Annotated in this window: 22 protein-coding genes; 11 read left to right on the forward strand and 11 right to left on the reverse strand. The window is 50.6% G+C overall.

Going from position 1 to position 24,069, the window contains the following annotated elements; genetic code table 11:
- Window positions 1-202: 202 nt before the first annotated feature.
- Both ACN4EK_RS17005 and hetZ read right to left on the reverse strand, forming a co-directional pair.
- Window positions 203-1,288 carry a hypothetical protein gene (locus ACN4EK_RS17005; RefSeq protein ID WP_431659232.1) on the reverse strand — a complete coding sequence of 362 codons (1,086 nt, stop codon included), beginning with the start codon at window positions 1,286-1,288 and terminating at the stop codon, window positions 203-205.
- An 11-nt stretch (window positions 1,289-1,299) separates the two neighbouring features.
- A complete protein-coding gene (gene hetZ / locus ACN4EK_RS17010) occupies window positions 1,300-2,478 on the reverse strand; it encodes a heterocyst differentiation protein HetZ (RefSeq protein ID WP_431659233.1) in 1,179 nt (392 codons plus the stop codon).
- Window positions 2,479-2,585: 107 nt separating this feature from the next.
- Between hetZ and ACN4EK_RS17015 the strand changes: the two genes are divergently transcribed.
- From ACN4EK_RS17015 to ACN4EK_RS17035, 5 genes are all read left to right on the forward strand, one after another.
- Window positions 2,586-3,065: a hypothetical protein gene (locus ACN4EK_RS17015; protein WP_431659234.1), complete on the forward strand. Its 480-nt coding sequence runs from the start codon at window positions 2,586-2,588 to the stop codon at window positions 3,063-3,065.
- Window positions 3,066-3,289: 224 nt separating this feature from the next.
- Window positions 3,290-3,655 carry a hypothetical protein gene (locus ACN4EK_RS17020; RefSeq protein ID WP_431659235.1) on the forward strand — a complete coding sequence of 122 codons (366 nt, stop codon included), beginning with the start codon at window positions 3,290-3,292 and terminating at the stop codon, window positions 3,653-3,655.
- 105 nt (window positions 3,656-3,760) lie between these two features.
- A complete protein-coding gene (gene ycf46 / locus ACN4EK_RS17025; RefSeq protein ID WP_431659236.1) occupies window positions 3,761-5,269 on the forward strand; it encodes a stress-responsive protein Ycf46 in 1,509 nt (502 codons plus the stop codon).
- A gap of 131 nt (window positions 5,270-5,400) precedes the next feature.
- Window positions 5,401-5,754 carry a DUF1257 domain-containing protein gene (locus ACN4EK_RS17030; protein ID WP_431659237.1) on the forward strand — a complete coding sequence of 118 codons (354 nt, stop codon included), beginning with the start codon at window positions 5,401-5,403 and terminating at the stop codon, window positions 5,752-5,754.
- A 122-nt stretch (window positions 5,755-5,876) separates the two neighbouring features.
- Window positions 5,877-6,749, forward strand: a complete 873-nt coding sequence (locus ACN4EK_RS17035) for a 3'(2'),5'-bisphosphate nucleotidase CysQ family protein (protein WP_431659238.1) — start codon at window positions 5,877-5,879, stop codon at window positions 6,747-6,749.
- A 44-nt stretch (window positions 6,750-6,793) separates the two neighbouring features.
- On the opposite strand, the gene ACN4EK_RS17040 is transcribed toward ACN4EK_RS17035, so the two are convergent.
- Window positions 6,794-8,278: a site-2 protease family protein gene (locus tag ACN4EK_RS17040; protein ID WP_431659239.1), complete on the reverse strand. Its 1,485-nt coding sequence runs from the start codon at window positions 8,276-8,278 to the stop codon at window positions 6,794-6,796.
- A 215-nt stretch (window positions 8,279-8,493) separates the two neighbouring features.
- On the opposite strand from ACN4EK_RS17040, the gene ACN4EK_RS17045 reads away from it, so the two are divergent.
- On the forward strand, window positions 8,494-9,201 hold the full coding sequence (locus ACN4EK_RS17045; protein ID WP_431659240.1) for an MBL fold metallo-hydrolase: 708 nt from the start codon (window positions 8,494-8,496) through the stop codon (window positions 9,199-9,201).
- A 64-nt stretch (window positions 9,202-9,265) separates the two neighbouring features.
- On the opposite strand, the gene ACN4EK_RS17050 is transcribed toward ACN4EK_RS17045, so the two are convergent.
- Both ACN4EK_RS17050 and ACN4EK_RS17055 read right to left on the reverse strand, forming a co-directional pair.
- Complete coding sequence (locus tag ACN4EK_RS17050; RefSeq protein ID WP_431659242.1) at window positions 9,266-9,862, reverse strand: ATP-dependent Clp protease proteolytic subunit; 597 nt, start codon at window positions 9,860-9,862, stop codon at window positions 9,266-9,268.
- A gap of 190 nt (window positions 9,863-10,052) precedes the next feature.
- Complete coding sequence (locus tag ACN4EK_RS17055; protein ID WP_431659243.1) at window positions 10,053-10,712, reverse strand: ATP-dependent Clp protease proteolytic subunit; 660 nt, start codon at window positions 10,710-10,712, stop codon at window positions 10,053-10,055.
- 234 nt (window positions 10,713-10,946) lie between these two features.
- Here ACN4EK_RS17055 and ACN4EK_RS17060 point away from each other — a divergent pair, with 234 nt between their 5' ends.
- Entirely contained in the window at window positions 10,947-12,188 is a 1,242-nt protein-coding gene (locus ACN4EK_RS17060) for a vWA domain-containing protein (RefSeq protein ID WP_431659244.1), read from the forward strand.
- Between the two features lie 11 nt (window positions 12,189-12,199).
- Here ACN4EK_RS17060 and ACN4EK_RS17065 read toward each other — a convergent pair whose 3' ends face one another.
- Window positions 12,200-13,279 carry a PIN/TRAM domain-containing protein gene (locus tag ACN4EK_RS17065; protein WP_431659245.1) on the reverse strand — a complete coding sequence of 360 codons (1,080 nt, stop codon included), beginning with the start codon at window positions 13,277-13,279 and terminating at the stop codon, window positions 12,200-12,202.
- A gap of 95 nt (window positions 13,280-13,374) precedes the next feature.
- Between ACN4EK_RS17065 and hemW the strand changes: the two genes are divergently transcribed.
- Window positions 13,375-14,628 carry a radical SAM family heme chaperone HemW gene (gene hemW, locus ACN4EK_RS17070; protein ID WP_431659246.1) on the forward strand — a complete coding sequence of 418 codons (1,254 nt, stop codon included), beginning with the start codon at window positions 13,375-13,377 and terminating at the stop codon, window positions 14,626-14,628.
- Between the two features lie 7 nt (window positions 14,629-14,635).
- Here the strand turns inward: hemW and ACN4EK_RS17075 are convergent, their stop codons facing one another.
- Entirely contained in the window at window positions 14,636-15,709 is a 1,074-nt protein-coding gene (locus ACN4EK_RS17075; RefSeq protein ID WP_431659247.1) for a mannose-1-phosphate guanylyltransferase, read from the reverse strand.
- 177 nt (window positions 15,710-15,886) lie between these two features.
- Entirely contained in the window at window positions 15,887-17,605 is a 1,719-nt protein-coding gene (locus ACN4EK_RS17080) for an AAA family ATPase (RefSeq protein WP_431659248.1), read from the reverse strand.
- A gap of 216 nt (window positions 17,606-17,821) precedes the next feature.
- Here ACN4EK_RS17080 and ACN4EK_RS17085 point away from each other — a divergent pair, with 216 nt between their 5' ends.
- Both ACN4EK_RS17085 and ACN4EK_RS17090 read left to right on the forward strand, forming a co-directional pair.
- Complete coding sequence (locus tag ACN4EK_RS17085) at window positions 17,822-18,445, forward strand: J domain-containing protein (protein ID WP_431659249.1); 624 nt, start codon at window positions 17,822-17,824, stop codon at window positions 18,443-18,445.
- 427 nt (window positions 18,446-18,872) lie between these two features.
- A complete protein-coding gene (locus ACN4EK_RS17090; RefSeq protein WP_431659250.1) occupies window positions 18,873-19,322 on the forward strand; it encodes an ATP-binding protein in 450 nt (149 codons plus the stop codon).
- Window positions 19,323-19,426: 104 nt separating this feature from the next.
- Here ACN4EK_RS17090 and ACN4EK_RS17095 read toward each other — a convergent pair whose 3' ends face one another.
- The 3 genes from ACN4EK_RS17095 to lgt all read right to left on the reverse strand — a co-directional run bounded on the left by ACN4EK_RS17095 (window position 19,427) and on the right by lgt (window position 22,027).
- Window positions 19,427-20,131, reverse strand: a complete 705-nt coding sequence (locus ACN4EK_RS17095; protein WP_431659251.1) for a GvpL/GvpF family gas vesicle protein — start codon at window positions 20,129-20,131, stop codon at window positions 19,427-19,429.
- Window positions 20,132-20,133: 2 nt separating this feature from the next.
- Window positions 20,134-20,973 (reverse strand): precorrin-4 C(11)-methyltransferase, encoded by an 840-nt coding sequence (cobM, locus tag ACN4EK_RS17100; RefSeq protein ID WP_431659252.1) that lies wholly within the window; start codon window positions 20,971-20,973, stop codon window positions 20,134-20,136.
- Window positions 20,974-21,145: 172 nt separating this feature from the next.
- Complete coding sequence (lgt, locus tag ACN4EK_RS17105; protein WP_431659254.1) at window positions 21,146-22,027, reverse strand: prolipoprotein diacylglyceryl transferase; 882 nt, start codon at window positions 22,025-22,027, stop codon at window positions 21,146-21,148.
- A 205-nt stretch (window positions 22,028-22,232) separates the two neighbouring features.
- Between lgt and ACN4EK_RS17110 the strand changes: the two genes are divergently transcribed.
- Entirely contained in the window at window positions 22,233-23,966 is a 1,734-nt protein-coding gene (locus ACN4EK_RS17110; protein ID WP_431659255.1) for a hypothetical protein, read from the forward strand.
- The last annotated feature ends 103 nt before the right edge of the window (window positions 23,967-24,069 follow it).

Here is a 24,069-nt window from a genome sequence, read left to right on the forward strand (position 1 = left end):
GCATATCGTGATCCAGGAGAAAACCGCCGTAGATCCATCTTACCCATCGTTTGATGGGACAGAATGCGGTTTTGCTCGCTCAAGCATTCAATCCTGAATCAAAATCCGTTATCAAGAAACGGCAACCCTGATGATGGAACTTTTTGCCTGCGTGGCACGTCTTTACCCTTAGCTACTGGGTCAAGTAGCACCTATCCTCAAATTAAGCAGCGATCGCCTGAATCACAAACGTGAGCGTGGTTTGCTCCAGTTCATTTAATTGAACGTCCAGCACATAGAACTGATCAGGCTGCAAGCCAAACAGTTCCACACTCAAATTCCCGGCATTAGGGCGACGGGCGATCGACTGCTGTTCATTGTCCTGAAGGGTTAAGCTCCCACCACAGGGTAAGGTACTCTGAATCCGCACACTCGGGGTTGCCGCCGATGTCTCATACTCGACGTGCAAATTGAGTGTTCCCAGTTCAGTTAACCACTGCCGATCGACCACAGACTGCGTTGCCGAGACAGTTAAGGTTAATGTGCTGAGGATTTCTCGGGCGGCTAATAGCGATAACACCATTTGCTGCGCCGGGACAGCCGTTTCATAGCTGCCAGGGAAGTTGGCATTGGGGCTGGTAATCGGGCCTCTAGAACCAGACCGGGCGGGGGAAGTTATGACTAATCCAGCCAAATAGTTTAAGGAATCGGCTTGCCCAGGGAAGAGGTCTTCCACGGCACGCACCAGTTTGGCCCCTTCCCGCAGGGACGATCGCACCACATCCTGACACTGGGTAAGTAACTGAGCCAGAACCGATTGCGGCACCTGGATCGGCAATTCCAACTGGTCTAATTGCCGCAGCCACATCAGGGCTGGAGTTTTTGCACCTAGTCCAGTGGCGATCGCATCGGGCGATCGTTCTGCGCCGATCGCATTGGTCATGGGGCGGCTAGATTCATAGTCATGAATTTCGCTTTCCCAGGGAAATAGCGGGGGATTTTTTTGGATTTCGCTTTGTAGCCGATGTTTCAACAAAGCCTGAAAACGTTCTTGCACAGCGGGTATGTCTCCAAGTTCGAGTAAAGAATCTCCCTGATGGGAGGGAATTACAGCTCCATGAGGATTAGAGGTTGGCAAATTCACACCCTGCGAAGTCAACGCCTGCGGTGCATCCAGGGTGGGTTGCCCACTCCCCTCCTGCCCCAGAGGTGGATGTGCCTCGGCGGCTTCTGCTGAAGCGGATGGGGGAATTAAATCCTGCACCAGCTTGAGCAATTGTCTCTGAAACGCCTCTAAATCACGATTCATGGTACAGATTCCTATTCATCACTCGATGCACTTCCTCCGGATACTAAATAGTTACGAATTTCCCACGCTTGTTCCAAAAGTTTAAACCACTGTTTCTGCACCTGCGACATGGAGCAGCCCAAGGTTTGCGCGATCGCGGTATCGGCTAATTTTTGGTGCTTCAGTTCCAGTAATCGCTGTTGCAGGGGTTCCAGTTGGGCTTGAAAGGTTTGCCATTGTTGGGGCGTTAACCCTAAATTGCGTTCTAAATCAGCTTCTAGCCACTGGTGTACTAATTCCCATCGGTGGGACAGCGCAAAGCGAATCAGATGATATTTAAACCGCTGCTGTAAATAATCCCGTTGTCGAGCGGTTAAGCCTAAAATCACTTCAATTTCGTTGGCAGGCAGATCCTGAAGGCGCAGGATGAAATAGTCGGCACAGTCTTCCTGATTCCGTTCTTTGAGATATGCCAGCAATTCCTCGATCACCTGATGCCGCAGCGTATCCTCCGGTGGATCTGGTTCCTGGGCAACCATCTGTTCCCGTACTTGCTGCATGGAGGCGGCATTCCACGGCGTATCTGTCTCACCAGAGACTCCTTCTGCTGCCCGTTCTATATCGACGGGCGTTTCAGCCGGTTGTTGCTGCGAGAAGGTTTGTGCCCGCAGAATAATTAACTGTTGATTGCGATGACCAGGTAGGGGAATCCGCCGTTTGCCATAGCGCTCGGTAAACGCCATGTATTCTGCCAGTTCCAATAGGGTGCGGGGCTGATAGGTAGCAGGCAGTTGGTTTTCCCGCCGGAAGGCATTTAAAGCCTCCATGTAAAACCCCTGAAGAAAATCTTCGATCAGGGGCAAACGAGTTTGATAACTGGATTGAGTTTTGGGCGGGGTAATGTAGCGATAGACCACAGCGCTCAGGGTGCTATGAAGCTCTACCCGTCCCGGCTCGGAACCAAGGTTATAGTACTTGATACACTGCTCTAAGCGGTGTTTCGCTAAGGTGATTGCCCAGGATTCCACATCACCGGACGACTGAATCCGCTTACTTTCAGAACAAATCCGAATGACTTCCTGGGATAGGCGCTCTGCCACATCCCGGCAATTCTGCTTAGAAGCGTTTGTTGCCTGCTTAAGCTCATTCAGCAATAGTTGAAGAATTGCCTCCACGCTTTGGCAGATTTCCCCTACAGTGTTTAACGCCACACGATAACAGAAATAAAGTGAGTTAGCTCCTTAATTTTGGCAACAATCCCTTTCCAGCGTCTAGATCAGAATGGGGTAGAAGTGAATAAATTCACAGGTAAATTACAATGACGGACTTAGATCAACAACTGCAAACCCTGATTGATGAAGCGCCTCAGGATGGTACAACCCCGGCGGTAGTAGCGGCGATCGCCCCTGTCTTGAAGCAATTAGCCACACGATTACGCCACCCAGAATATTACATTGTGCAAACTTTGGATGGCAATTGGGCAGTGACGACGATCGCGCACCAGACCCAGGCTGATCTATTGAAACAAGTGATCTATGCGTATCCAACTTTAAAGGATGTGGCAGCAGGTCCCTATATCCTCAAGGATCCCCAAATGATCGCGCTGCCGATTCCAGTCACCCATATCCTATTCCAGCTTGTAGCTGTGGACGTGATTGATAGTGTGATCTTTTTCGAGACACCGGGCAATACCACGATCGGGACGGAAATTCAGCGCCAAGAAGCTCAAGTCCTAATTCAGACCTATCTCCAACAACTCCAATCCGCACCTACAAACCTACCCCCCGATATTGCTTGAGGTCGCTTACGCCAGGTTGAGATATTTGTTTGTCCGTCGATCTAACTCATGGTAGAGGGAATTGCCTGACGAGAAAGGAGCTAGATCTATCGGTGGGCAGACGCTTTCCAGAATTGTGTAAACGAATGTAACGATATTGACGGCAAGACGGTTTAGCATCTTGACAGCACTGATTCGGCTCGATATGCTGACATGCATACCCGGGTAAACAGACTGAGAGTTATATGCAAGAGAAGCACAGAGAAGAGAAGCACAAAGTCACGCTGTACCTCCCGCATGAGCTACATCGCCAACTGAAGATCCGCGCTGCGGTTGATTCTGAAACGATGACTGATATTGCTCAGCGAGCGATTGTCTTCTACCTGTCACACCCGGAGGTGGTCGAGCAATTGTCCTTACATGGGCAAGCGCACCGAGTCTACAGTTGCCCAGAGTGTCATACCCATGTTGTCCTTCGAGACGGCGAAATGACCTCGATCGGCGATCAGTCGAACGTCTTAATCGAAGAGAGCCTTGCGGTAGAAAAAGTGTCTAGAGTTGGTTCTGTCAACGCCGACTCTCAGGGAGAAGGGGAACTCGTTCCCTGCTAACTCTGAATGATTTCTGGATCGGGTTGCGATCGCTCCCCATGCCGTTGACCGCTAGGAATATCCAAAACCTAAGCGTCTGCACCGTCTTCTAAGTGGGTTGATGTTATGCAAGAAGAACTCAGCATCCTGATTCAAGCCCAATATCCGCTGATCTATCTCGTCACCTCGGAAGAGGAACGAGCAGAGCAGACGATTTCAATGTTGGCGCAACAGGGTAAACCCCAACGTCGGGTCTTCCTTTGGACAGTAACTCACGGGATTGTTGAGTATGGTCAACCTCGGAGTGTCACTCAGCACAATACAGTCTCTCCCGAAGCGGCGATCGAATGGGTGACGCGGCAACGAGATCCAGGATTGTTTGTCTTCAAAGACTTGCATCCATTCTATTCAGCCCCAGTGATTCGCTGGTTGCGGGATGCGATCTCAAGTTTCAAAGGCACTCAAAAAACTATTATTTTAATGTCTCCGGTTCAAGAGATTCCGATTGAACTAGAAAAGGAGATTGCTGTTCTAGACTTCCCGATGCCCAGCATGGGAGAGCTAAACCAAGTCTTGTCCCAGCAGTTGGAACAGGTACGCAATCGTCGAATTACTACAGATATTCGCGAAAAATTGCTCAAAGCGGCGCTTGGGCTAACCAAGGACGAGGCAGAAAAGGTTTATCGCAAAGCCTATGTTACGGCAGGTCGCTTAACCGAGGAAGAAGTAGACATTGTTCTCTCTGAGAAAAAGCAACTGATTCGACGCAACGGCATTCTGGAATATATCGAGGAAGACGAAACAATCGACTCGGTGGGTGGTTTAGAGGAACTAAAACGCTGGCTGAAGCAACGCTCCAATGCCTTTACGGAACGGGCGCGGGAGTACGGTCTGCCCCAACCCAAAGGGATGCTGATCCTGGGGGTTCCGGGTTGTGGTAAATCGTTGATTGCCAAAACGACCTCTCGCCTCTGGGGACTACCCTTGCTGCGGTTGGATATGGGTCGGGTTTATGATGGTTCGATGGTAGGGCGATCGGAAGCCAATCTCCGCAATGCCCTGAAGACCGCCGAATCAATTTCTCCGGCAATCCTGTTTATTGATGAACTGGATAAAGCCTTTGCTGGCGGTGCTGGTTCAGCAGACTCCGATGGTGGCACATCCAGCCGGATCTTTGGTTCCTTCTTGACCTGGATGCAGGAGAAAACCTCTCCCGTGTTTGTGATGGCAACCGCGAACCGAGTCGAGCGTCTGCCGGGAGAATTCCTCCGGAAGGGACGATTTGACGAACTGTTCTTTGTTGACCTCCCCAATGCCGAAGAACGTCAGGAAATTTTCAAGATTCACCTTTCCAAGCGGAAGCGGGACACCTCCCGGTTTGATCTCGACCAATTGGCAAATGTGAGTGATGGGTTCTCAGGGGCAGAAATTGAGCAAGCGTTGATTGCGGCGATGTACGAAGCTTTTGCCCAAGACCGGGAGTTTACCCAACTCGATATTATTGCGGCCGTGAAGGCAACCCAACCGCTCTCGAAGACCATGAGCGAACAAGTGACCGCCCTGCGCGATTGGGCACGTCAACGGGCTAGACCGGCTGCCGCTTCGGTCGCTGAATATCAGCGATTGGAGTTCTAAAAGCTTTCTCCTGCTCCCAACAGGAGGAAAGGCTAGCAACTTGCTAGCAGTCTCAACTACTAATAGCTTCTGGCTGTTAGGCATTCGATAACTAAACGTTGTTCTCAACTCTCTACAGGAGGAAACCCCAAATGTCTCACTTTAGCACTCTGCGTACCAAGATCACTGATGCTGAAATCCTGAAGTCTTCGCTGCGTGATCTGGGTATCTCGGTGAAGTCGGAAGCTGATGTCCGTGGCTACAACGGACAGCGGGTTCGGGCTGACATCGTTGCTGTTCTGGAAGGCGAGTATGATCTGGGCTGGTCTCGCAATGCGGACGGTTCCTTTGATTTGATCGCAGATCTATGGGGCGTTGCGAAGCGCCATAACCAAACTGAACTGATCAACTCGATCAACCAGAAGTACGCTGTGAACAAGACTCTGGCTGAAGTTAAGCGGCCGGGTCTGCAAAACGCTAACGTCAAATTGGTACTACAAAAGTAGTCCCCCTACGCGTTCCCAAACTAGCGGGTTAACCTCTTGGGTTAGCCCGTTTTTTCATGTCCCCAAGTGTAGAGGTTGGGATGTATTGTGGATAAGTCCGGCTCAATTTAGCAACCTCTGTAATGAATGCAATTTCGCCTGATCTCGATCGACAGATTCGGCATATTATTCGGCACTGTGGTCAGCAGATCAAGCCACTCACTGCCAACCAGTTTGAAGTGTTCCAGAAAGGTCCAGAAGATTATGTCACGACTGTAGATGCGGCGCTGGATCGCCAACTTTCGGCAGCTTTTTCTAGCTTGTTTCCCGATGATGGCGTGATTACGGAAGAGAACGCCAAGTCACGGCAACAATTTCAGGTGAATTATTCCCGCTTCTGGTGCATTGATCCCTTAGACGGCACTGAAGATTTTATTGATGGTAAGCACGACTATGCGGTGATGGTTGGGTTACTTCAGGAGTATCAGCCGATCGCCGGTTGGTTATATGCACCAACGTCGGATCAGATGTATTACGGGGGGGCTAATTGGGGCTTGTTTCAAGCGATCGCCGATTATCCAGAGATGACCTTGCCGATCGTACAGCCTCCTGCCTTAAATCCCCATGCCTGCCCGATCGTGCTGGGTTATCGAGATCAACTGCGGTATGGACAGGCGATCGCCGAACTGATTCCCGCCGCTCGGTTTTATTCCCTGGGTAGCTTTGGGCTGAAGGTGTTAGAAGTGATCTGTGGTCGCGCCGGATTGTATACCTATCTAAATCGACGCGTGAAGTTGTGGGACACGACCGGACCGATCGCCTTAGCGCAGGCCGCTGGGTTAGTCTGTTGTGATCTGGATGGGAAACCATTGCAATTCTTTCCAGAGGCGATCGATCTGGATACCCTGACGCATCACCAGACAATCGTTGTGGGGTGGCCGGAGTATGTTGAAGCTTTGTTACCCAAACTGAAGCAAGCCTTTGAGCAAACCGCGCCGTTGGATTCTGTCACCTGATGCACTGGGAAGTCTACAGGGGGCTGGTGCTAGCAGGTTTGCGGCTAAAGCTGAAACAGATTAGTTAAGAATCCGGGCGGCGGCAGAATAATTAATAGCAAAATGGCGAGGGCAATCAAGCCCCAAAGGTCGCGGCGATTATCCAACTCAGTGACATCGTTGAGGGTCGGTTCATCTCGGGCGGGAATGAAAAACAGAACGATCGCCCAGGGTAATAAATGGGGTTGTGAGGCAGACAGTAACAAAAGGAGAATTCGAGAGACTTGCCCAATTAATGCCCCAATGCGTTGCCCAAACATGGCATGAACAATATGACCGCCATCCAGTTGACCCACGGGCATCAGGTTAAATGCCGTCACGACCATCCCTAAACACCCGGCGATGGCGACGGGATGGACTTTAATGCCCGTTTCGGCGGTTAAGGCGCTACCTAGAGTGAGCTTGCTCAGTAGCGTGAGTAATAACGAGAATTTAGGGCTAAGTGCCTGGAAATTAAATAAATCCGGTTTTTGAACCAGAGCGACGACTTCCGAATGCGCCAGGCCCCAAATTAATAGCGGGAGGGCAACCAGGAAACCCACGATCGGCCCAGCGATGCCCACATCAAACAGTGCTTTACGATTGGGAATGGGAGAGCGAATTTGGATAAAAGCTCCAAACGTACCGAAGGCGAATAACGGGATTGGGAGCGGTAAAACTGGGATGAAATAGGGTAAGGTAGCGCGAATTTTGTAGCGACGTGCCGCCAGATAATGGGCTAGTTCATGCGATCCCAAGATTGTCAGCAAGGTGAGCGCATAGGGTAGACCTTGAAACAGGCTGGTGAGGGAAAAGGGCTGTTTGATTAGATCAAACCATGCCAGATTGGTGGTGAAAAAGGTAGCAACTAATAGCCCGATCGCCAGCAGGGGACGAGTGGTAGCCTGCCGTAGACCTCGGATGGCTTCCAGCGATCGTGGATTTGGGAATAGGGCAAAGAACGGCTTACCGTTGGCACCCTCCTGAAACAACACGAGAAAGCGATCGCCAAAGTGCCGTTCGACATTTTCCCGAATGGTTTGGTAGGCGACCTCAGGCTTACTGCGAAGTTGACCTCGACAAACGACCGCTTGATGGTGATATTCAATATTTTGCAGGTAGTAAATTGACCAGGGGAAACAGGTTTGTAGATGGGCTTCCTCCGATCGATCGATCGGACGGGCGGGGGGCAGGGCAGGCAAGCGATCGTCAGCGTCTTCTAAGGAGACACCATTTCGGGAGGCTGAGGAGTTGCTCGTTTGCGGTATGCGTCCCCACTGAATTAAGCCCCAGTACAGCAACAAGCAAACGAAAAAGGGAATCACCACCAATTGGGCGGGTGGTCGCTCTCGTCCCTGGTTGACCAGCATCCAGGTGCTCCAAATAAAGGCAGGTAGCATTGCCACAAACCAGAGTAACCAGGTAGGAGTGCGGGTAATGCTTGAAACACGCTGTACGATAAGGTAGGTAGTAAGCCCTAATAAAAAGAGCAGGAAGATTGTCGCTTGCATGTGCCTTGTCTTGCTTCGGTTTGCAGAATCTACCTGAGTTGGGTGATGGTCATCCGAAAATCCTCAACCACTATGTTAGTGGCTACCAACGATCGGGATTTAGAGATCACATCTTAAAAGGCATTGGTCAAATTGCAAACTTTCTTCCAAAAACCTTACCAATCTCACCGACTTATCGTTCTACGCCACGTTTGTTCAGTCGCTTTTTTTGACCCGTGACCCCAGACCTATCCCCGGATTCTATCCCCTCGGCTCCCCCGATCGCGCCACGCACCAAGCAACCTCGCTTAATTTTACAGGAAGAAAACTCTGCTCACCCCTATTCTGTATTTGCCTTTCCACCGAATCGAGACACCTTAGGGGGAACCGCTTACCTGATTGTCGAAACGGTCAATATCTTGGTGGACTGTCCGCCGTGGGATGCTGCTACCCACTCGTGGTTGCAGGAAAAGGGTGGAGTGCAATGGCTATTTTTTACCCACCGAAATGGGATTGGCAAATCGGTGAAAACGTTACAACAGGAATTGAATTGCCAGATCCTGATTCAGGAACAGGAAGCCTATCTCCTGCCCGGTTTAACCGTGACGACGTTTGAGCAGGAATTCCAGTTGAGTGATCACAGTCGAGCCATCTGGACTCCGGGACATTCTCCGGGTTCAGCCTGCTTGTATTGCGATCGCTTTGGTGGCGGATTATTTTCTGGACGACACTTGCTTCCCAATCCCCAAGGGAGACTGATGCCGATTAGAACTCCGAAAACCTTTCATTGGGGTAGACAACAACGGAGTGTGCAAGCCTTACGCGATCGATTTACGCCGGAAACCTTGCGAGTGATTTGTCCGGGAGCCAATACCGGGTTTTTGCGCGGTCAGCATATTGTGGAGCAGGCTTACGCCGCACTGACCTCGACTCCATCCCCATAAAAAAACAACAGGGTAAATTGTTCAATTAGATTACCCTGTTGCCATTTGTGAGTTGGATTGAGCGTTAGGAAATCGAGGTTTCAATTACCCGATCGATCAAGCCATATTCCTTGGCTTCCTGAGCCGACATGAAGTAGTCCCGATCCATATCCTTCTCGATTTTTTCGATCGTTTGCCCGGTGCGATCGGCATACACCTGGTTCAGTTGTCGCCGGATGCGAATAATTTCACGAGCTTCAATCTCAATATCCGTTGCCTGACCCCGGGTGCCCCCAGAGGGTTGGTGAATCATGATCCGAGAGTGGGGCAGAGCCAATCGTTTACCTTTGGCTCCGGCGGCTAACAGGAATGAGCCCATGGAGGCGGCTAGACCGACACAGATCGTCACCACATCGGATTTGATGTGTTGCATCGTGTCATAGATTGCCAGTCCGGCGGTGACAGAACCACCGGGGGAGTTGATGTAGAGAATGATGTCTTTACCGGGATCTTCGGAATCCAGATAAAGCATGACCGCCACAATTTGATTCGCGATCTCATCGTCTACCTCTTTACCCAGGAAGATAATCCGTTCCCGGTAAAGGCGATTGTAAATATCAATCCATTGAGTATAGGGTTCTCCGGGCATCCGGTAGGGAACCTTAGGGACACCAATAGGCATAGGAAAGCTCCAGTGATGAAATTCTGTGTAATGAAGTCAGAGTAGGTTAAGAGGATGGTTTAAAGGGATTAAAGCCCTTGCACTTGCCCCCTAAATCCCCCGATGCTGGGGAACTTTGAAGTCGGTTCCCCCCAGCATCGGGGGGCTAGGGGGGCGGTTCGGGTCATTAGTTTGACTGTTCAAACAACCTCTAAATCACTCCAGCCGGTAGGGGTTTGGGCAAATCTTTTTCGCTTTCCAACACCCGATCGATCAACCCGTATTCCTTCGCCTGTTGTGGGGTCATATAGAAGAGGCGATCCATGTCCTTCGAGATCTTTTCACGGGTTTGTCCGGTTGTGCGCGACAGGATATCCAGCATCGTGGTTTTGTTCGCCAGCACTTCTTTTGCCCGAATTTGAATATCGGTTGCCTGTCCACGGGCATAGCTCTTGGTTTGGTGCAACACGATCGTGGCATTCGGCAGACTAGCGCGACAGCCTTTGGTTCCAGCCGAAAGCAACATGGCTGCCATCCCCATAGCGGAACCGATACAGATAGTATGCACCGGCGGCTTGATATAGCTCATGGTGTCGCAGATGGCAAAGGCCTCTGTTTCAAACCCGATCGGTTCGCCGTCATAGCGGGACGTTCCCGTGGAGTTGATATAGATCCGAATCGGTTTCTCGGGGTCTTCGTACTGTAAATAGAGAAGTTCTGCGACAATTAGTTCTGTGACAGCGGGCACCAGGGGCATCCCCAAATACACGATCCGCTCTTTCAGCAGCAAAGAGGGTAAATCGGGGGGCGGTGTGCGGAAATAGGCATCGCCATAGTAAGGAGATTGAGCCGCTTGGATGGGTGAATTCATAGCAGGGTCTTGCCTGGGACTTCTGACCGAAACAACGGTATTGTTCCTACATAGTAGCGTGTCAGAGGTAATTGCAGCATTTCGGCGGGAGACTGGCTTATGCTAAGGATGGGGTAGGTGGGTGTAACCCAGACCAGGAAAAGATTAATCGCACAAATGCAGTCAGTTATCCGCGATCGCATCACCTGCGAGTGTGTTTAATGAATTAGCGTTCAAGTTTTGCGGGAGTGTTCTATGCGAGTCGGTTTGCAGGCTGCTTTGAGCGATGCCAATGTGGATGCAACCCAGTCCATGAGCCAACGGCAATTAGCGGTATCAATTTCCGCGATCGCCACAGAGTCGATCAGACCCAATGTGCCGTTGAACTTATGTTTGATTCTGGATCACAGTGGTTCTATGGCAGGGCGACCGATCGATACCGTGAAGCAAGCCGCCCAACGGTTAGTCGATCGCTTATCTCCGGGCGATCGCATTACTATTGTGGTGTTTGATCATCGGGCAAAGGTGCTAGTACCGAACCAGACGATCGACAGCCCTGCCAGTATCAAGCTGCAAATCAGCCATCTCAAGGCAGAAGGGGGAACCGCGATCGACGAGGGGTTGCGATTAGGGATTGAAGAACTGGCAAAAACCAAGCAGGACAGTATTTCGCAAGCATTTCTGCTCACCGATGGCGAAAATGAACATGGGGATAACGATCGCTGTCTGAAGCTGGCAAAACTCGCCGCCGACTACAATCTCACCTTAAATACCTTGGGCTTTGGCGATCGGTGGAATCAAGATGTGCTGGAACAGATTGCCGATGCGGGCGGTGGCACGATGGCATTTATTCAGCAGCCAGAACAAGCCGTTGCTGAGTTTCAGCGCTTATTTAGCCGCTTACAATCCGTGGGGTTAACCAACGCTCACTTGATGGTGCGGTTGTTTCCCGAAGTGCGGTTAGCGGCGATGAAACCGATCGCCCAGGTGGCTCCCGACACGATCGAGTTATCTGTTCATCAAGAATCGGGCTGGTATATGGTGCGCTTAGGTGATTTGATGATTGATGTGCCGCGAGTGGTGCTGATCAATGCTTACTTGAGCCAAATGTTACCGGGATCGCGACAGATTGCTCTGGTACAAGTACGTTACGATGATCCAGCTTTGGGGCAACACAATTTGTTCTCTCCCCCCTTACCTGTCACTGCCAACTTTGTTAGCCCGTTTCAGCCCGATCCCAATCCCGAAGTGCAGCAGCACATTTTGGCGTTGGCTAAATATCGGCAAACTCAGATTGCCGAAGCCAAGTTACTCCAGGGCGATCGCGTAGGAGCAGCAACAATGTTACAGACGGCAGCGAAAACAGCCATTCAAATGGGCGATCAGGGAGCGGCAACGGTGTTACAGGAGAATGCTACGCGGCTACAGTCCGGCGAAGAGCTATCGGAAACCGATCGTAAAAAGACCCGGATTGTGTCCAAAACTCAGTTGCAGTAGCAAATAACCGTTTACGAGGCAACTAAAGCTTTAGGACGAGCGAAGATCATCCGTCCAGCCGAGGTTTGTAAAGAACTGGTGACAACCACCTGGACTTCACCACCGACATAATTCCGACCTTCTTCTACCACCACCATCGTGCCATCTTCCAGATAGCCCACACCTTGAGTTGGTTCTTTGCCCTCCCGCAGAATCTTCAGATCGATACTGTCTCCCGGCAAGTAATTGGGACGAACGGCTTGGGTTAAATCATTAATATTTAGTACCCGCACCTGCTGCACACTGGCAACTTTATTCAGATTAAAGTCATTGGTCAGCAATGTGCCGTTGATTTCCTGTACCAACCGGATTAACTTAGCATCTACCGTAGCCACATCGTCATAATCAGCCGAGTGAATCACAATGCGATCGGGATAGGTTTCTCGAATTCGGTTAAGAATATCTAATCCTCGCCGCCCCCGGACTCGCTTCTGATCATTGGCGGCATCAGCCACCTGCTGCAACTCGGCTAACACAAACTGTGGCACTAAAATTTGCCCTTCCAGAAATCCGGTGGCTAGCAGTTCTTCGATCCGCCCGTCAATAATGCAACTGGTATCCAGAACTTTCGTGGATGCGGCTTTCAACGTCCCTTCTGCCAACAGCATCGATTCTACAGAATGAGGATTGATCAACCGCAGTAAGGCGCGCCCGTGGGTATCCGCCAGGGACATGCCGGAAAAGGAGAATAATAAACTGCTGAGAACGGCAATTAGCGGTTTGATAAACGCGAACTCCGTCGGAATTGGTAACAGGAAAATGGGTGCCAGCATCAGGTTGGCGACGAGCAAGCCAATCACCAGCCCCACCGATCGACTGAGTAAGATATCAGCAGGCATCGTGCGGATTTGTTTCTCTAGCCGTCGATAGCCTGTCTGCATACTTAAGCCGACTGCTAGACCCAGTAATGCCCCGAATCCAGCCGATACCCAGCGCAGTCCTTCAATATTTGTGACCTGTTGAAGCGCACTGCCGGGCAGAGCTTCAATGCCATGAAATCCAATTCCTGCCCCTGCCAGGATAAATGAAATGATAATGACGGCATCAAGCATAACTTTGAGTGTGTTGGGGAATGGTGGTTTCGTGGTCAGGTTAATCTGCCCCTATTATACTCTCCGGGTTTCTTCTGCCCTTGCCTACAGGTGATATGGTTGCTCAATCTGCCTATGTTCATATTCCCTTTTGTCGTCGTCGTTGCTATTACTGTGATTTTCCGATCGCGGTAGTTGGTGATAAACCGCCGCTCGGAGGCGATCGCATCAATGGCAGTAATTCCGGCACGATCGCTCATTATGTGGAGATAGTATGTCAGGAAATTCGCCAAACTCCAGCCGGGGATCAGGCTCTGAAGACCATATTCTTTGGCGGTGGTACACCGTCTTTGCTGGCGGTTGAGCAGTTAGAACAGATTCTGCAAACCCTCGATTGCCAGTTTGGCATTGCCACCGATGCCGAAATCTCAATGGAGATTGATCCCGCTACGTTTGATCTAGCCCAGGTCAAAGGTTATCGATCGGCTGGTGTAAATCGCGTTAGCTTGGGAGTCCAGGCATTTCAGGCTCACTTGTTAGCGGCAGCAGGACGATCGCATACTCCAGAGGATATTGCCGCCGCGATCGATCTGATTCATCAAGCCGGATTTCAAAACATCAGTCTGGACTTGATCTCCGGTCTACCCTATCAAACTTTACCGGATTGGCAAGAGTCTCTCGAACGCGCGATCGCCCTGGCTCCAACCCATATCTCCTGCTATGACCTGACCGTAGAAGCGGGGACTCCCTTCAGCCGCCAATACAAGCCGGGACTGCAACCGCTACCCTCGGATGAAACCACGGCAGACATGTACCGAATGGCGCAAAAGCTATTAACTGCCGCCGGTTATGACCATTACGAAATTTCTAACTACGCGAAATCGGGCTATCAATGTCGCCACAATCGCGTCTACTGGCACAATCAACCATTTTACGGCTTTGGTATGGGAGCTACCAGTTACCTGAAGGGCGATCGCTTCGCCCGTCCTCGCAAGACTTGGGAGTATTACGCCTGGGTGGAGAAGCAGGGGGTAAGGGGTGAGGGAGGTCAGGACGATAAGGAAGGTAGGGAAGCCGTCAATTTATCTGTCCCATCCTCCCCATTTCCCCCATCTCCCCCATCTCCCCCATCCTCAGAACTTCTCCTAGACACCTTAATGTTGGGTCTTAGACTAGCTGAGGGGCTGAAGCTAACGGACTTAATCGCGCAATTTGGGGTGACGATCGTCCAGCAAGTTCAGGAACTACTGCAACCTTACGTTGACAAAGGTTGGGTGGAAATGATCGCCGATCGCGTTTGCCTGACGGATCCAGAAGGATTTTTGTTCTCGAATGTGGTTTTGGTGGATTTGTTTGAGCAGTTGGAGTGACGGCTGATTACAACAAATCTTGAAATTGGGGATCGGATTGGATTTCTTTCAAGACCTGCTTGATTTCTTGCGTCCGATCTTTTTTCACGATCAAGGTAACTTTGCCATCTCGGACAATCACTGTGTCTTCTAATCCGATCGTCACAATCAGATCATCTTGATCCGTGGCATAGAAGAGCGCTCCATGCGTATCTAAACCAACGTGCCGAGCCAGTTCCACATTCGGACTATCGCCTTTGAGTAAGCGCTCGATCGCATTCCAATCGCCCAAATCATCCCAACCAAAGGCGACGGGCAACACATACGCTTTTTGGGTTTTTTCCATTAAGGCGTAGTCAATACTTTTTTTCGGCAATTCTGGATAGGCTGCTACCCCACGTTCCTTTAATGGCTCTAGAATTTCGGGCGTATGCAGTAGTAGTTCACCAATCGTCGTGCTGGCGCGGAAGACGAACATGCCACTGTTCCAGCTAAAGGTTCCAGTAGATAAGAAAGCTTCGGCTGTCGGACGATCGGGTTTTTCAGTAAACCGATCGACGCGATAGGCAGGAAATTTTGTTTGATTGCCATAACTCCCAACCGCTTCCCCTTGCTGAATGTAGCCATAGCCTGTGGACGGATAGGTGGGATTGATGCCTAACGTGACGATCGCGGATTCCGTCGCGGCTAGTTCTGTCGCTGCCGCTAACGTCGCTTGAAAGGTGTCCTCATCGGCAATCCAGTGATCGGCGGGGAAGAACCCAACCACTGTTTCGGCTCCATGCCGTTTAGCAACTTCCAACGTACTCCAGGCAACGGCAGGCGCAGTATCCCGACCTTCCGGTTCAATCAGCAGATTTGCTTCAGGGAGTTCTGGTAGCTGTTCTCGAACGCCATCGGCTAAATGAGCGGCTGTCACTACCCAAACCGATTGCCACCCCCCGGCTACCCCCAGCAAGCGATCGGCGGTTGCCTGTAACAAACTCCGACCACTGCCATCTAAACTCAAAAACTGCTTCGGGCGATCCTTTCGACTGAGCGGCCAAAAGCGTTCACCTTTACCGCCAGCCAAAATTACCGGGACGAGAGACGGGGTGCTCATGATAAATCGTTGCTCCGATCGGGGACAGATTGCAGGACTTGTTCTTCTATTAGTGTTGACAGAAACCTTTACATTTGCTCAATCCCTGATCCGTAATCTTCACTAGCCCTTTGAAAACTCTTCATTCTTTTCATCTTGGGAAAATCACCTCCCCACTCCCCATCTCTCCACTCCCCATCAACCCTCTCCCGCCGCATTTCCCAATACAAACTCTCGACTCCAAGCCGGAAACTCATCCCCTGGTTGCCGACCATAGAGTTGAATTTGATTCACGGTCTGCGGTTGGACGGCTTTCAGCACACTACCGACCACCGCCGCCATTTGCTGCCGATCAGGGATTGGATCGCCTTCAAACATCACCTGTAAGCGATCGTCCCGCAAGCTGACCTTGGCAGAAATTCCTTGAGGTTGGAGAGTTTGATTAATCAGGGTGGTTAATTCTTCGACGGGATTTCTTAAGGGAGGGGGCGATGGGGCTTCATCATTCATCGCTGCCATTTGTCGGGGAGTGAGAGCATCGGCTGTAGGAATATCCTCCGGCTGAATAGTGGTCAAAATTTCGTCAGTCAGATTGGTAATCACCGCTAACCGATTGGCTTGTTGCTCGATCGTTTTCTCGAATAAATTGCGGACTAAGCGGGCATTACCAAAGGTGCGATCGCGGTTTTCGTACAAGGTGGTGAGTAGCGATCGTAGTTTCTCATTCGCGGCTTCGGTCGGTTTAAAGTGACTATCCTTGCAGAGTTTATTAAAAATCGCCACTAACTCATCTGGCGTATAGTCATTAAAATAAAAATAGCGATTAAATCGCGACTTTAAACCGGGATTGGATTCAATAAATCGCGACATTTCATCGGTGTAACCCGCCGCAATCACCACTAGCCGACTGCGATAGTCCTCCATTCGCTTGAGCAGGACATCTACCGCTTCTTGTCCAAAGTCGCGCGTACTATCCTCCGGAGTTAAGGCATAAGCTTCATCAATAAATAATACGCCATCTAATGCCGCCGTGACTTTTTCATCGACTTTCTTTGCCGTACCACCGATGTAATCGGCCACCATGCCAGCCCGATCGGTTTCGATTAAATGACCTTTTTCCAGAAATCCCAGTTCCTTGAAAATTCGACTAATTAAGCGAGCTACGGTGGTTTTTCCGGTTCCCGGAGGCCCACAAAATACCGAATGCAGCGATACGGGTGTTTTGGCTAATCCCCGTTCTGAGCGGGTTCTCTGAATTTTCAAGAAGTTGGTGAGGGTCTTCAGTTCGGTTTTAATGTTCTCCATCCCGATCAATTGATTTAGCTCATCCATCACCTTGTCTAGCCCTTCTTTGGATGGAGTTTCTTCCGTAGCTTTTGCCACTTCCTGGGCAACCTCTTGAGCGTATTGATCAGGGCTTTCGTAAGTATGAAGTAACTGCCAAATACTAGATAAAGCAGACATCTCTTGCATACTCACCTGTCCATCGGCTTTCACAATCACCTGAGCGAACCGATAGATGGCATTCACGGTTTTATTCAGTAAATTTGTGCCGCGTTTTTCATCAATCTGGTTCAGAAGTGATGGTAAAACTAACTTATCGGTTTTACCAATCCTAGTTTTTAGATCGAGTAGGATTCTAATCGTCTCCTTCTCATATTGACGGCGCACTGGAAACGAAAAATCCCACTGGTTAACAGCATCCAATTGGGCGCGATCGTTCTTGATCTGGGCATGAACCGTCAGAAATCCGAGCAATTCATTAGAGGTAATATCCTTGTTGGTACTGGCAAAAATCAATAGAACTTTCGCTAGGTCGGTGAGGACGAACTGCTCATACTCCTTGCCTAGCTTCAGCACTGGCAATAGATCTTGATACAGCAGGTTAGCTTCTCGTTTGATCTCCCTAGTATCCACGCGCGTCTCCCGATAGGGTACTGATGATTGTTAAGGGCACTGGTTTCGAGCATGGCACTCAACGCCTGGAAAGATCAAGTCTCTGAAGGTGGGCAGGCAAAATTGGGCAGTTCAGGTAGTTGGATGATGTCTTTGTTTGTAGACGAATCACTACGAACATGCACAAAATTTCCGGAGTAATGGCAAAATCTTGATAGTCTGCCTTTTCTCAGCCAAATGAACCTTGCAGATTGCTATCGAGTATTAGGGCTACGGTCAGGGGCATCGTTTGATGAGATCAAAGCCTCTTACCGGCGTTTGGTTAGGCGCTATCATCCAGATGTCAGCACAGGGAATCAGCAGACTCCCGAGAAGTTTATCGAAGTCACCCAGGCTTATAAACTCTTGTTGAATGAATTAGTGCGTCCAGCTACTCCGGTGATGCCGCCGACTCCGCTGAGCGCTGGGGTGCGATCGTCGCCACAATCCTCTCCCGCTCCCACGGTTGCCCCTTCAGCACACCGCAAGTCACCCCCGATCCGAGTCAATCCGCAGCTCTCACCCCAGGAACAGCGCTTGAAAGTGGAGTCCTATCAACAGCTTCAGCAATTCCTCAAACAGCAACGGTTTCCCCGAGCGATCGCCTTAGTCGAAGGATTAGCCAAGCGCATTCCCCAGGATCCCGAGATTATGCAGTGGCAAGCGATCGTGTATCAGCAGTGGGGTCGCCGGTTAATTCAAGACCATCAATTCGATAAAGCCAGAATTTATTTAAAGAAAGCGTTGCAAACTGACCCTCATAATCGATCGCTGTGGGCAGAAGTTGAACGCGATTTTCGCTATATGGAACAAATCGTTTAAGCGCTTCTAACCTTGACAAAACCGCTCAATCCAGCTACCAGATAGGGGCTTGAGGGACAGAATGTATCCCTTGATGCACTTCTCCAAGAGTTTTAAAACTGGAATAGCTGACGGTTCCAACGATTGAAAATTCGTATTAGAGATGTTTTTTGAAAAATCATTTGATATGATCAAGATGTATTGAATGCAGGGTTAGTAGGGGAAACTGTTTGCTGCGGTCAAACACTTAGGCTCTCTTTATACAACGCTTACTATCAGAACCTCTGGAACAAATTACAACTTAATAAGATAGCAGCATCGACTTTGAACTCCCTTGGAGTTTTTCATCTATTCCTCAAGTCAAGCAGGATTTGACCATCTAGTGTAGTCCGTGGTCACCGTCTTATTCAGTTTCACGAATCCATTTGAAAGCTACGGGGTTGTCTGAGTGATAGCCGTTTCATCCCGCCCAGCTCGGCGCAGTTGGAGTACGGTCAGTTTTGCGTCCACGCTTTACTTGATCCCTGTTTTAGATCTACTACTGGCAGAATTACCTCCCCGTTGGAGGGCTGAAGTGCGGTTAGGTCTGCAAGAAGCACTGGTGAATGCTGCCAAGCATGGTAATAATTTGGATCCAAGCAAAACAGTGCTAGTTCGCTTTTCGGTCGTGGCGGATCAGTACTGGTGGGTGATCTCTGACCAAGGATCAGGATTCAAACCACCTCAATGTTGTCAATCCACCGCTGATCAACACCTCCCCTATGATGAGCGAGAGTGTGGTCGTGGTCTGTACATCATCTATCAGATTTTTGATCAAGTGGAATGGAATGCTGATGGAACTGAACTGAGTTTGTGTAAGCGAGTTCGATATGCCAGTAAGCCGCCCATTCTAGCATAAAATCGACGTTTGTACTGAATGGCTGCAACTCTGTAGTGCATTGTAGTTGATCGTTAATGGCGACAAGATAGTACAACTGAACTATTTGAATCGGCATTGTCATATTAGCGCGTTTCTGCCGATTTGGGCGACAAAAATTGCTCAACAAAATGGTAGGGCGGCAATGCTTCACTCAAGCTAAATTGCCACAGGGGATATTGTTGCTGCCATTGCGATACCGATTGTTGTAATTCCGCGATCGCTGGGCGTGCCAGCAAAATATAGAGGGACTCATTCGCTGTATGGTTCGGCTGAAAGCTGATGTTGGCTGCTACTTGCCCGATCGCGGTCGTAATTTGCTCAAGCTCTTGCATCTGTTGCTGCTGGAAAGCCTGCTGCTGCTGATACTGCTGTTTTTTTGCCAAAAAGTAATCTTTGCCCTTCAAGTCTGGCGATACCTCTAACGTGGGTGGTTCTAGCCGGGTTAATTTCAGGGTGAGTTCGGCTTTGCCCTCCAATTGCTGGAGTGTGGTGAGGTAGTCGGTTGCCATTGCAGTCAGATGCTCTAACAGGTTAGTCGAGGATGTAAAGCAAGTGCCAAACCGAAACGGCAGCACAGTGGTTTGGGCAAATAATTCGCGAACCACCCGATCGTGAGTCAAAATGGCTTGCAACAGTTGGCGATCATCCTGTTCTAACGGCTCCAGGGCGATCTCCGGTTCTACCACCGCAACCATCTTGCCAGCGTCTAGCCGTTGCACCTGGGTGATTAGCCCTTCTGGTAAGTGCAGTTCTGAGGCAGGCGCAGGTAGCAAGGCATAAAGATACATCGTTAACGAGAAGGGCGAAATAGGTGGTCGTGGTCTGGATTGTATAGCCGCGATCGTCGGGTCGCCAGGTCGGTGGGTAGTGCGCGATCGACAAAGCTGGGAGGAACTGTGGCAGCGACTAACGCCGGACTAATCACGTACAGCGTAGTGCGGATTAAGTTCTTCTCCTGGGTGACGCTTGCCATTTGGTCTAATGGTACGACCCAAATTTGTTCATCCTGCCACCCTAACCGAAAACAGATGGCGACAGGGGTGCTAGCCGGATAGTGCTGAAGCAATTGTGCCTGGGCTGCGTCTACATGGCGGGCGCTCAGGTACAAACATAGGCTGGCTTGATGGGCTGCCAGGGTCGATAATTCCTCCGCCACGGGCACCTGGGTACGTCCGCTAATCCGCGACAGGATAATGGTTTGCACCAATCCGGGGATCGTTAATTCCACTCGTAACCGGGCGGCTGCCGCTTGAAAAGCACTGATCCCTGGGATCACTTCAAAGGGAATGTCAGCTTCTAATAATGCCTGCATTTGTTCCTGCACAGCACCATACAGGCTGGGATCACCGGAGTGGAGCCGGACAACCGATCGCCCCGATCGAACTGCGTCCACCATCAACGGCAAAATTTCTTCCAACGTTTTGTTCGCCGTCCGCACAATTTCAGCCTCCGCACATACATGGTGCAGAATTTCGCGGGGTACCAGCGAGTCGGCAAATAGAATCAGGTCTGCCTGTGCCAGCAGTTTTTGGGCTTTAACGGTTAATAGATCGGGATCACCGGGGCCCGCACCGACGATATAAACCGCAGGTGCTAATGGGGTCTGGGCGGAAGGGTTTTGGTTGGTCATGGAATGGCTCGTTAACGGAAAACGGTAGTTCTAGGGCTTAACGCAATCTTCAAATCGCGATCGTCGCAGTTTTTCCGGACGGATGAGGGGAGATTGGAAGAATGGAGTGGTAGATGCACCCTGATACAGCCCTGGAGTTTACGCTCTAGGGTTTTTTCTTATTTAAAGTCTCCTAAGATCCCCGATCGGATTCAGACGGCGTTTCTTCCGATAAATTGGGTCTGGCACTGGAAACAACATCGGGTAAAGGACGCTGCCATAGATAAAGCCATGCTAAGCCCAATAAACCTAAAGCAATCTCAACTAGGCTCACGATCTGGGCAATTCGCAGGGAACCCAGCATCAAGCTATCTGTGCGGAGTCCTTCAATCCAGAAGCGACCACAGCTATACGCCACCATATACACCAGGATTAATGTCCCGCCTTTAAGGGGGGGGTTGCCGCGCAGATCTCGGAAAAACAACACCATCAGGAGGGCAAAGACCAGCAGATTCCAGAGGGATTCGTACAGAAAGGTGGGATGGAAATACTCAAAGCTTTCGTAGCCGGGAGGACGGCGATCGAAGGGAATAAACAATTTCCACGGTAAATCGGTCGGTCGTCCAAACGCTTCTGAGTTAAAGAAATTGCCCCAGCGCCCGATCGCTTGTCCCAGAATCAGTGACGGGGCAATTAAATCTGCCAGTTGCCAAAACGACACTCGCCGCAGCCGACAAAAGATCAAACTGGCAATCAATCCTCCCAAAATCGCGCCATGAATGGCAATTCCGCCTCTCCAGATGGCAATAATCTGTTCAGGATGTTGGGCGTATTCCTGCCACTGAAAGGCAACATAGTACAGCCGCGCACTGGGGATCGCCGCTACTACCAGCCAGATGGCGAGATCCCCAACTAAATCTGGGTTAATCCGCCGACGGCTTGCCAGATATTGTGATAGGGTGACTCCTAATAACACGGCAGAGGCAATCAGTAAGCCGTACCAGCGAATCGATAGGTTGCCCCATTCAAAAATAATGGGTCCCGGTGAGGTAAATTGAACGGCTGGAAGTAACATGAGCACTCTCGATCGAGACAGCAAAGCAGGGAGTCAATCGAGCGCGATCGCTCCAGCTTTGATTCTAAGCTGCGTTGCACCGCCTGGACGCGAGTTTATCTGGGACAGCCAAGCCAATCATTTGCACCCACCTCGCAGAATTCGATCAAAATGGGAACTCTGAAAGCAGGGTGACCGCGATCGCACTGATAGACTGAGGGCAACTATGGGCAATTCTGCACAACTTTCTGTGGTTTCCAGACCAGACCTGTTAGCTAATTCTTTTCCCATGACCTCCTTACCGCCCTTTGACTTTGCGACTGTGCGGCAGACGGTATTGAAGTTGGGACAGGATATTGTCTTAACTCACCATCTCCGAGTGCCCACTGGTTCTACCTCCGCGATCGCGGCAATGCGGCAGTTAGTCGAGGTGATGCAACAATTGCGATCGCCGGAAGGGGGGTGGAATCAAGACCAAATGCCTACTCCGGCGGCCTTAGCCCCCTATGTCAGCGAAGAAGCTTACGAAGTGCTGGATGCGTTACCCGGAAAAGCTGCTGCTAAAAAGTCGCCCCGTGGGAAGTCGGCAAGCCGCCAAGTGAACAAAGCGGAACTGCCATTAGGGGGATTGGTTGTGATGGAGTCGTTAATTCCCTATTTGCTGTGGTGTGTGGCGCGGACTTCCTATAGCCTGATGCAAATGATGGAAGGGATGCCAGTCCGGCTGCGACAGGGTCGATCGTGGTCACCAGGTATCCTCCGCTTAGTCGTGCTGTTGGACGTAAAAGCCACCGATCTGGAGTGGTGTTTTGATCTCGCTACGGGTTGTCCTGCCGGAATACTGTTAAGTGGTAATCCCATTATTCAATCGGATGCTAATCTACCCCTGTACGGGATCAATACCGTACCCAATCAGCGGCGATCGCGACAGAAGGCGGGTTGGGTAGAGCGTCAACTTCAGGAGCTTGCTGACCATTTGCAACTCACCTCGCCCATGATTGCTCCCTTACTGGCTGGGATCGCTGTGGATCTGCTGCCACCAGGGCAGGAATGGCGATCGGGAAACTTAAACCTGGCGCTCGGTTTAGAGTTTACTCCCCAAAACTTAGATTCCTCCTGGCAACGATGGTCTACTCCGGCCTGTGATCTGGTGGAGGGTGAACTGCTAGAAGCCGTAGTGAGTCAGTCTGCCCTCACTCACACAACTAACGTGCATCCGGTGCCCGTTGCCGTGGTGGACTTGCCAGAACAGTCCCTAGCTACCACGATCGTGCGGTTAGCAAATCCCAAACATTTAGACCGTTACACAAATCTGGCAACCCAGGCTCAGTTAGCGGCGGCGATCGCCCGCCTCCAGACGACGGTGAAGCCAGAACCTGAGCAACGATTGCTGCAAGTGGTGCAGGAAGCCTACGGGTTGGCAGAAACGGCTCGCACCTCGATTAGTCTGCTGCAACCCGATCTGCTAATGGATCAACTACTGCCAAAACTGCTGTGGCAACTGACTGCCGGAACCTATGAGGTCATGCAATTGATTGGGGGTCTGGAGGCGCGGCTCCTGCAACCTGGCGATCCCTGGCGGGACGGAACTCTACGCTTGATAGCCGTTTTGCACCTGACTGGCGCAGGAATTACCTGGCAGGTCGATCTGGCAACGGGGCGGTTAGTGGCTGGGGGGGAGTTTAAGTTAGCGTCTGAGGCGATCGTGCAATCCCACCGTCTATCTGCCTGCCAGTATCCGATGCAGGTAAAGGATCTGACGGCTCACTTACAGCAACAGATCCGGGAGACGGCTCCAGAAGTGGGCTTTTTAATGACCAAAACCGCGATCGACTATTTAACAACTGCCCAGGAATGGCGATCGGGTTTTCTCTATCTCGATTTTTATTTAGAGTTCTTACCCAGGATCAGCCATTCTTTTGCGGATTCACCAGTGCAACCAGTGTTATTACATCCATGAAGCACTCATAGGTACACTCAGCCCTCCGGCATTGCTGGTGGGTTTTTTTGTGAATTTGGGGTGACTGAAGCGCGATCGCCCCATAAAAAAGAGGGAGCAAACC

It is taken from the genome of Pantanalinema rosaneae CENA516, from assembly GCF_050753385.1.
In the GTDB taxonomy this organism is placed as follows: Bacteria; Cyanobacteriota; Cyanobacteriia; order Leptolyngbyales; family Leptolyngbyaceae; genus Pantanalinema; species Pantanalinema rosaneae.

Excerpts from the sequence above, each read along its gene's own strand:
- ACN4EK_RS17050 (WP_431659242.1), bottom strand. The coding sequence starts at position 9,862 with ATGCCTATTGGTGTCCCTAAGGTTCCCTACCGGATGCCCGGAGAACCC.
- ACN4EK_RS17030 (WP_431659237.1), top strand. The coding sequence starts at position 5,401 with ATGTCTCACTTTAGCACTCTGCGTACCAAGATCACTGATGCTGAAATC.
- ACN4EK_RS17015 (WP_431659234.1), top strand. The coding sequence starts at position 2,586 with ATGACGGACTTAGATCAACAACTGCAAACCCTGATTGATGAAGCGCCT.
- ACN4EK_RS17065 (WP_431659245.1), bottom strand. The coding sequence starts at position 13,279 with ATGCTTGATGCCGTCATTATCATTTCATTTATCCTGGCAGGGGCAGGA.
- ACN4EK_RS17055 (WP_431659243.1), bottom strand. The coding sequence starts at position 10,712 with ATGAATTCACCCATCCAAGCGGCTCAATCTCCTTACTATGGCGATGCC.
- ACN4EK_RS17085 (WP_431659249.1), top strand. The coding sequence starts at position 17,822 with ATGAACCTTGCAGATTGCTATCGAGTATTAGGGCTACGGTCAGGGGCA.
- ACN4EK_RS17095 (WP_431659251.1), bottom strand. The coding sequence starts at position 20,131 with ATGTATCTTTATGCCTTGCTACCTGCGCCTGCCTCAGAACTGCACTTA.
- ACN4EK_RS17005 (WP_431659232.1), bottom strand. The coding sequence starts at position 1,288 with ATGAATCGTGATTTAGAGGCGTTTCAGAGACAATTGCTCAAGCTGGTG.
- ACN4EK_RS17035 (WP_431659238.1), top strand. The coding sequence starts at position 5,877 with ATGAATGCAATTTCGCCTGATCTCGATCGACAGATTCGGCATATTATT.
- ACN4EK_RS17020 (WP_431659235.1), top strand. The coding sequence starts at position 3,290 with ATGCAAGAGAAGCACAGAGAAGAGAAGCACAAAGTCACGCTGTACCTC.
- lgt (WP_431659254.1), bottom strand. The coding sequence starts at position 22,027 with ATGTTACTTCCAGCCGTTCAATTTACCTCACCGGGACCCATTATTTTT.
- ACN4EK_RS17110 (WP_431659255.1), top strand. The coding sequence starts at position 22,233 with ATGGGCAATTCTGCACAACTTTCTGTGGTTTCCAGACCAGACCTGTTA.
- ycf46 (WP_431659236.1), top strand. The coding sequence starts at position 3,761 with ATGCAAGAAGAACTCAGCATCCTGATTCAAGCCCAATATCCGCTGATC.
- cobM (WP_431659252.1), bottom strand. The coding sequence starts at position 20,973 with ATGACCAACCAAAACCCTTCCGCCCAGACCCCATTAGCACCTGCGGTT.
- hemW (WP_431659246.1), top strand. The coding sequence starts at position 13,375 with ATGGTTGCTCAATCTGCCTATGTTCATATTCCCTTTTGTCGTCGTCGT.
- ACN4EK_RS17060 (WP_431659244.1), top strand. The coding sequence starts at position 10,947 with ATGCGAGTCGGTTTGCAGGCTGCTTTGAGCGATGCCAATGTGGATGCA.
- ACN4EK_RS17040 (WP_431659239.1), bottom strand. The coding sequence starts at position 8,278 with ATGCAAGCGACAATCTTCCTGCTCTTTTTATTAGGGCTTACTACCTAC.
- ACN4EK_RS17075 (WP_431659247.1), bottom strand. The coding sequence starts at position 15,709 with ATGAGCACCCCGTCTCTCGTCCCGGTAATTTTGGCTGGCGGTAAAGGT.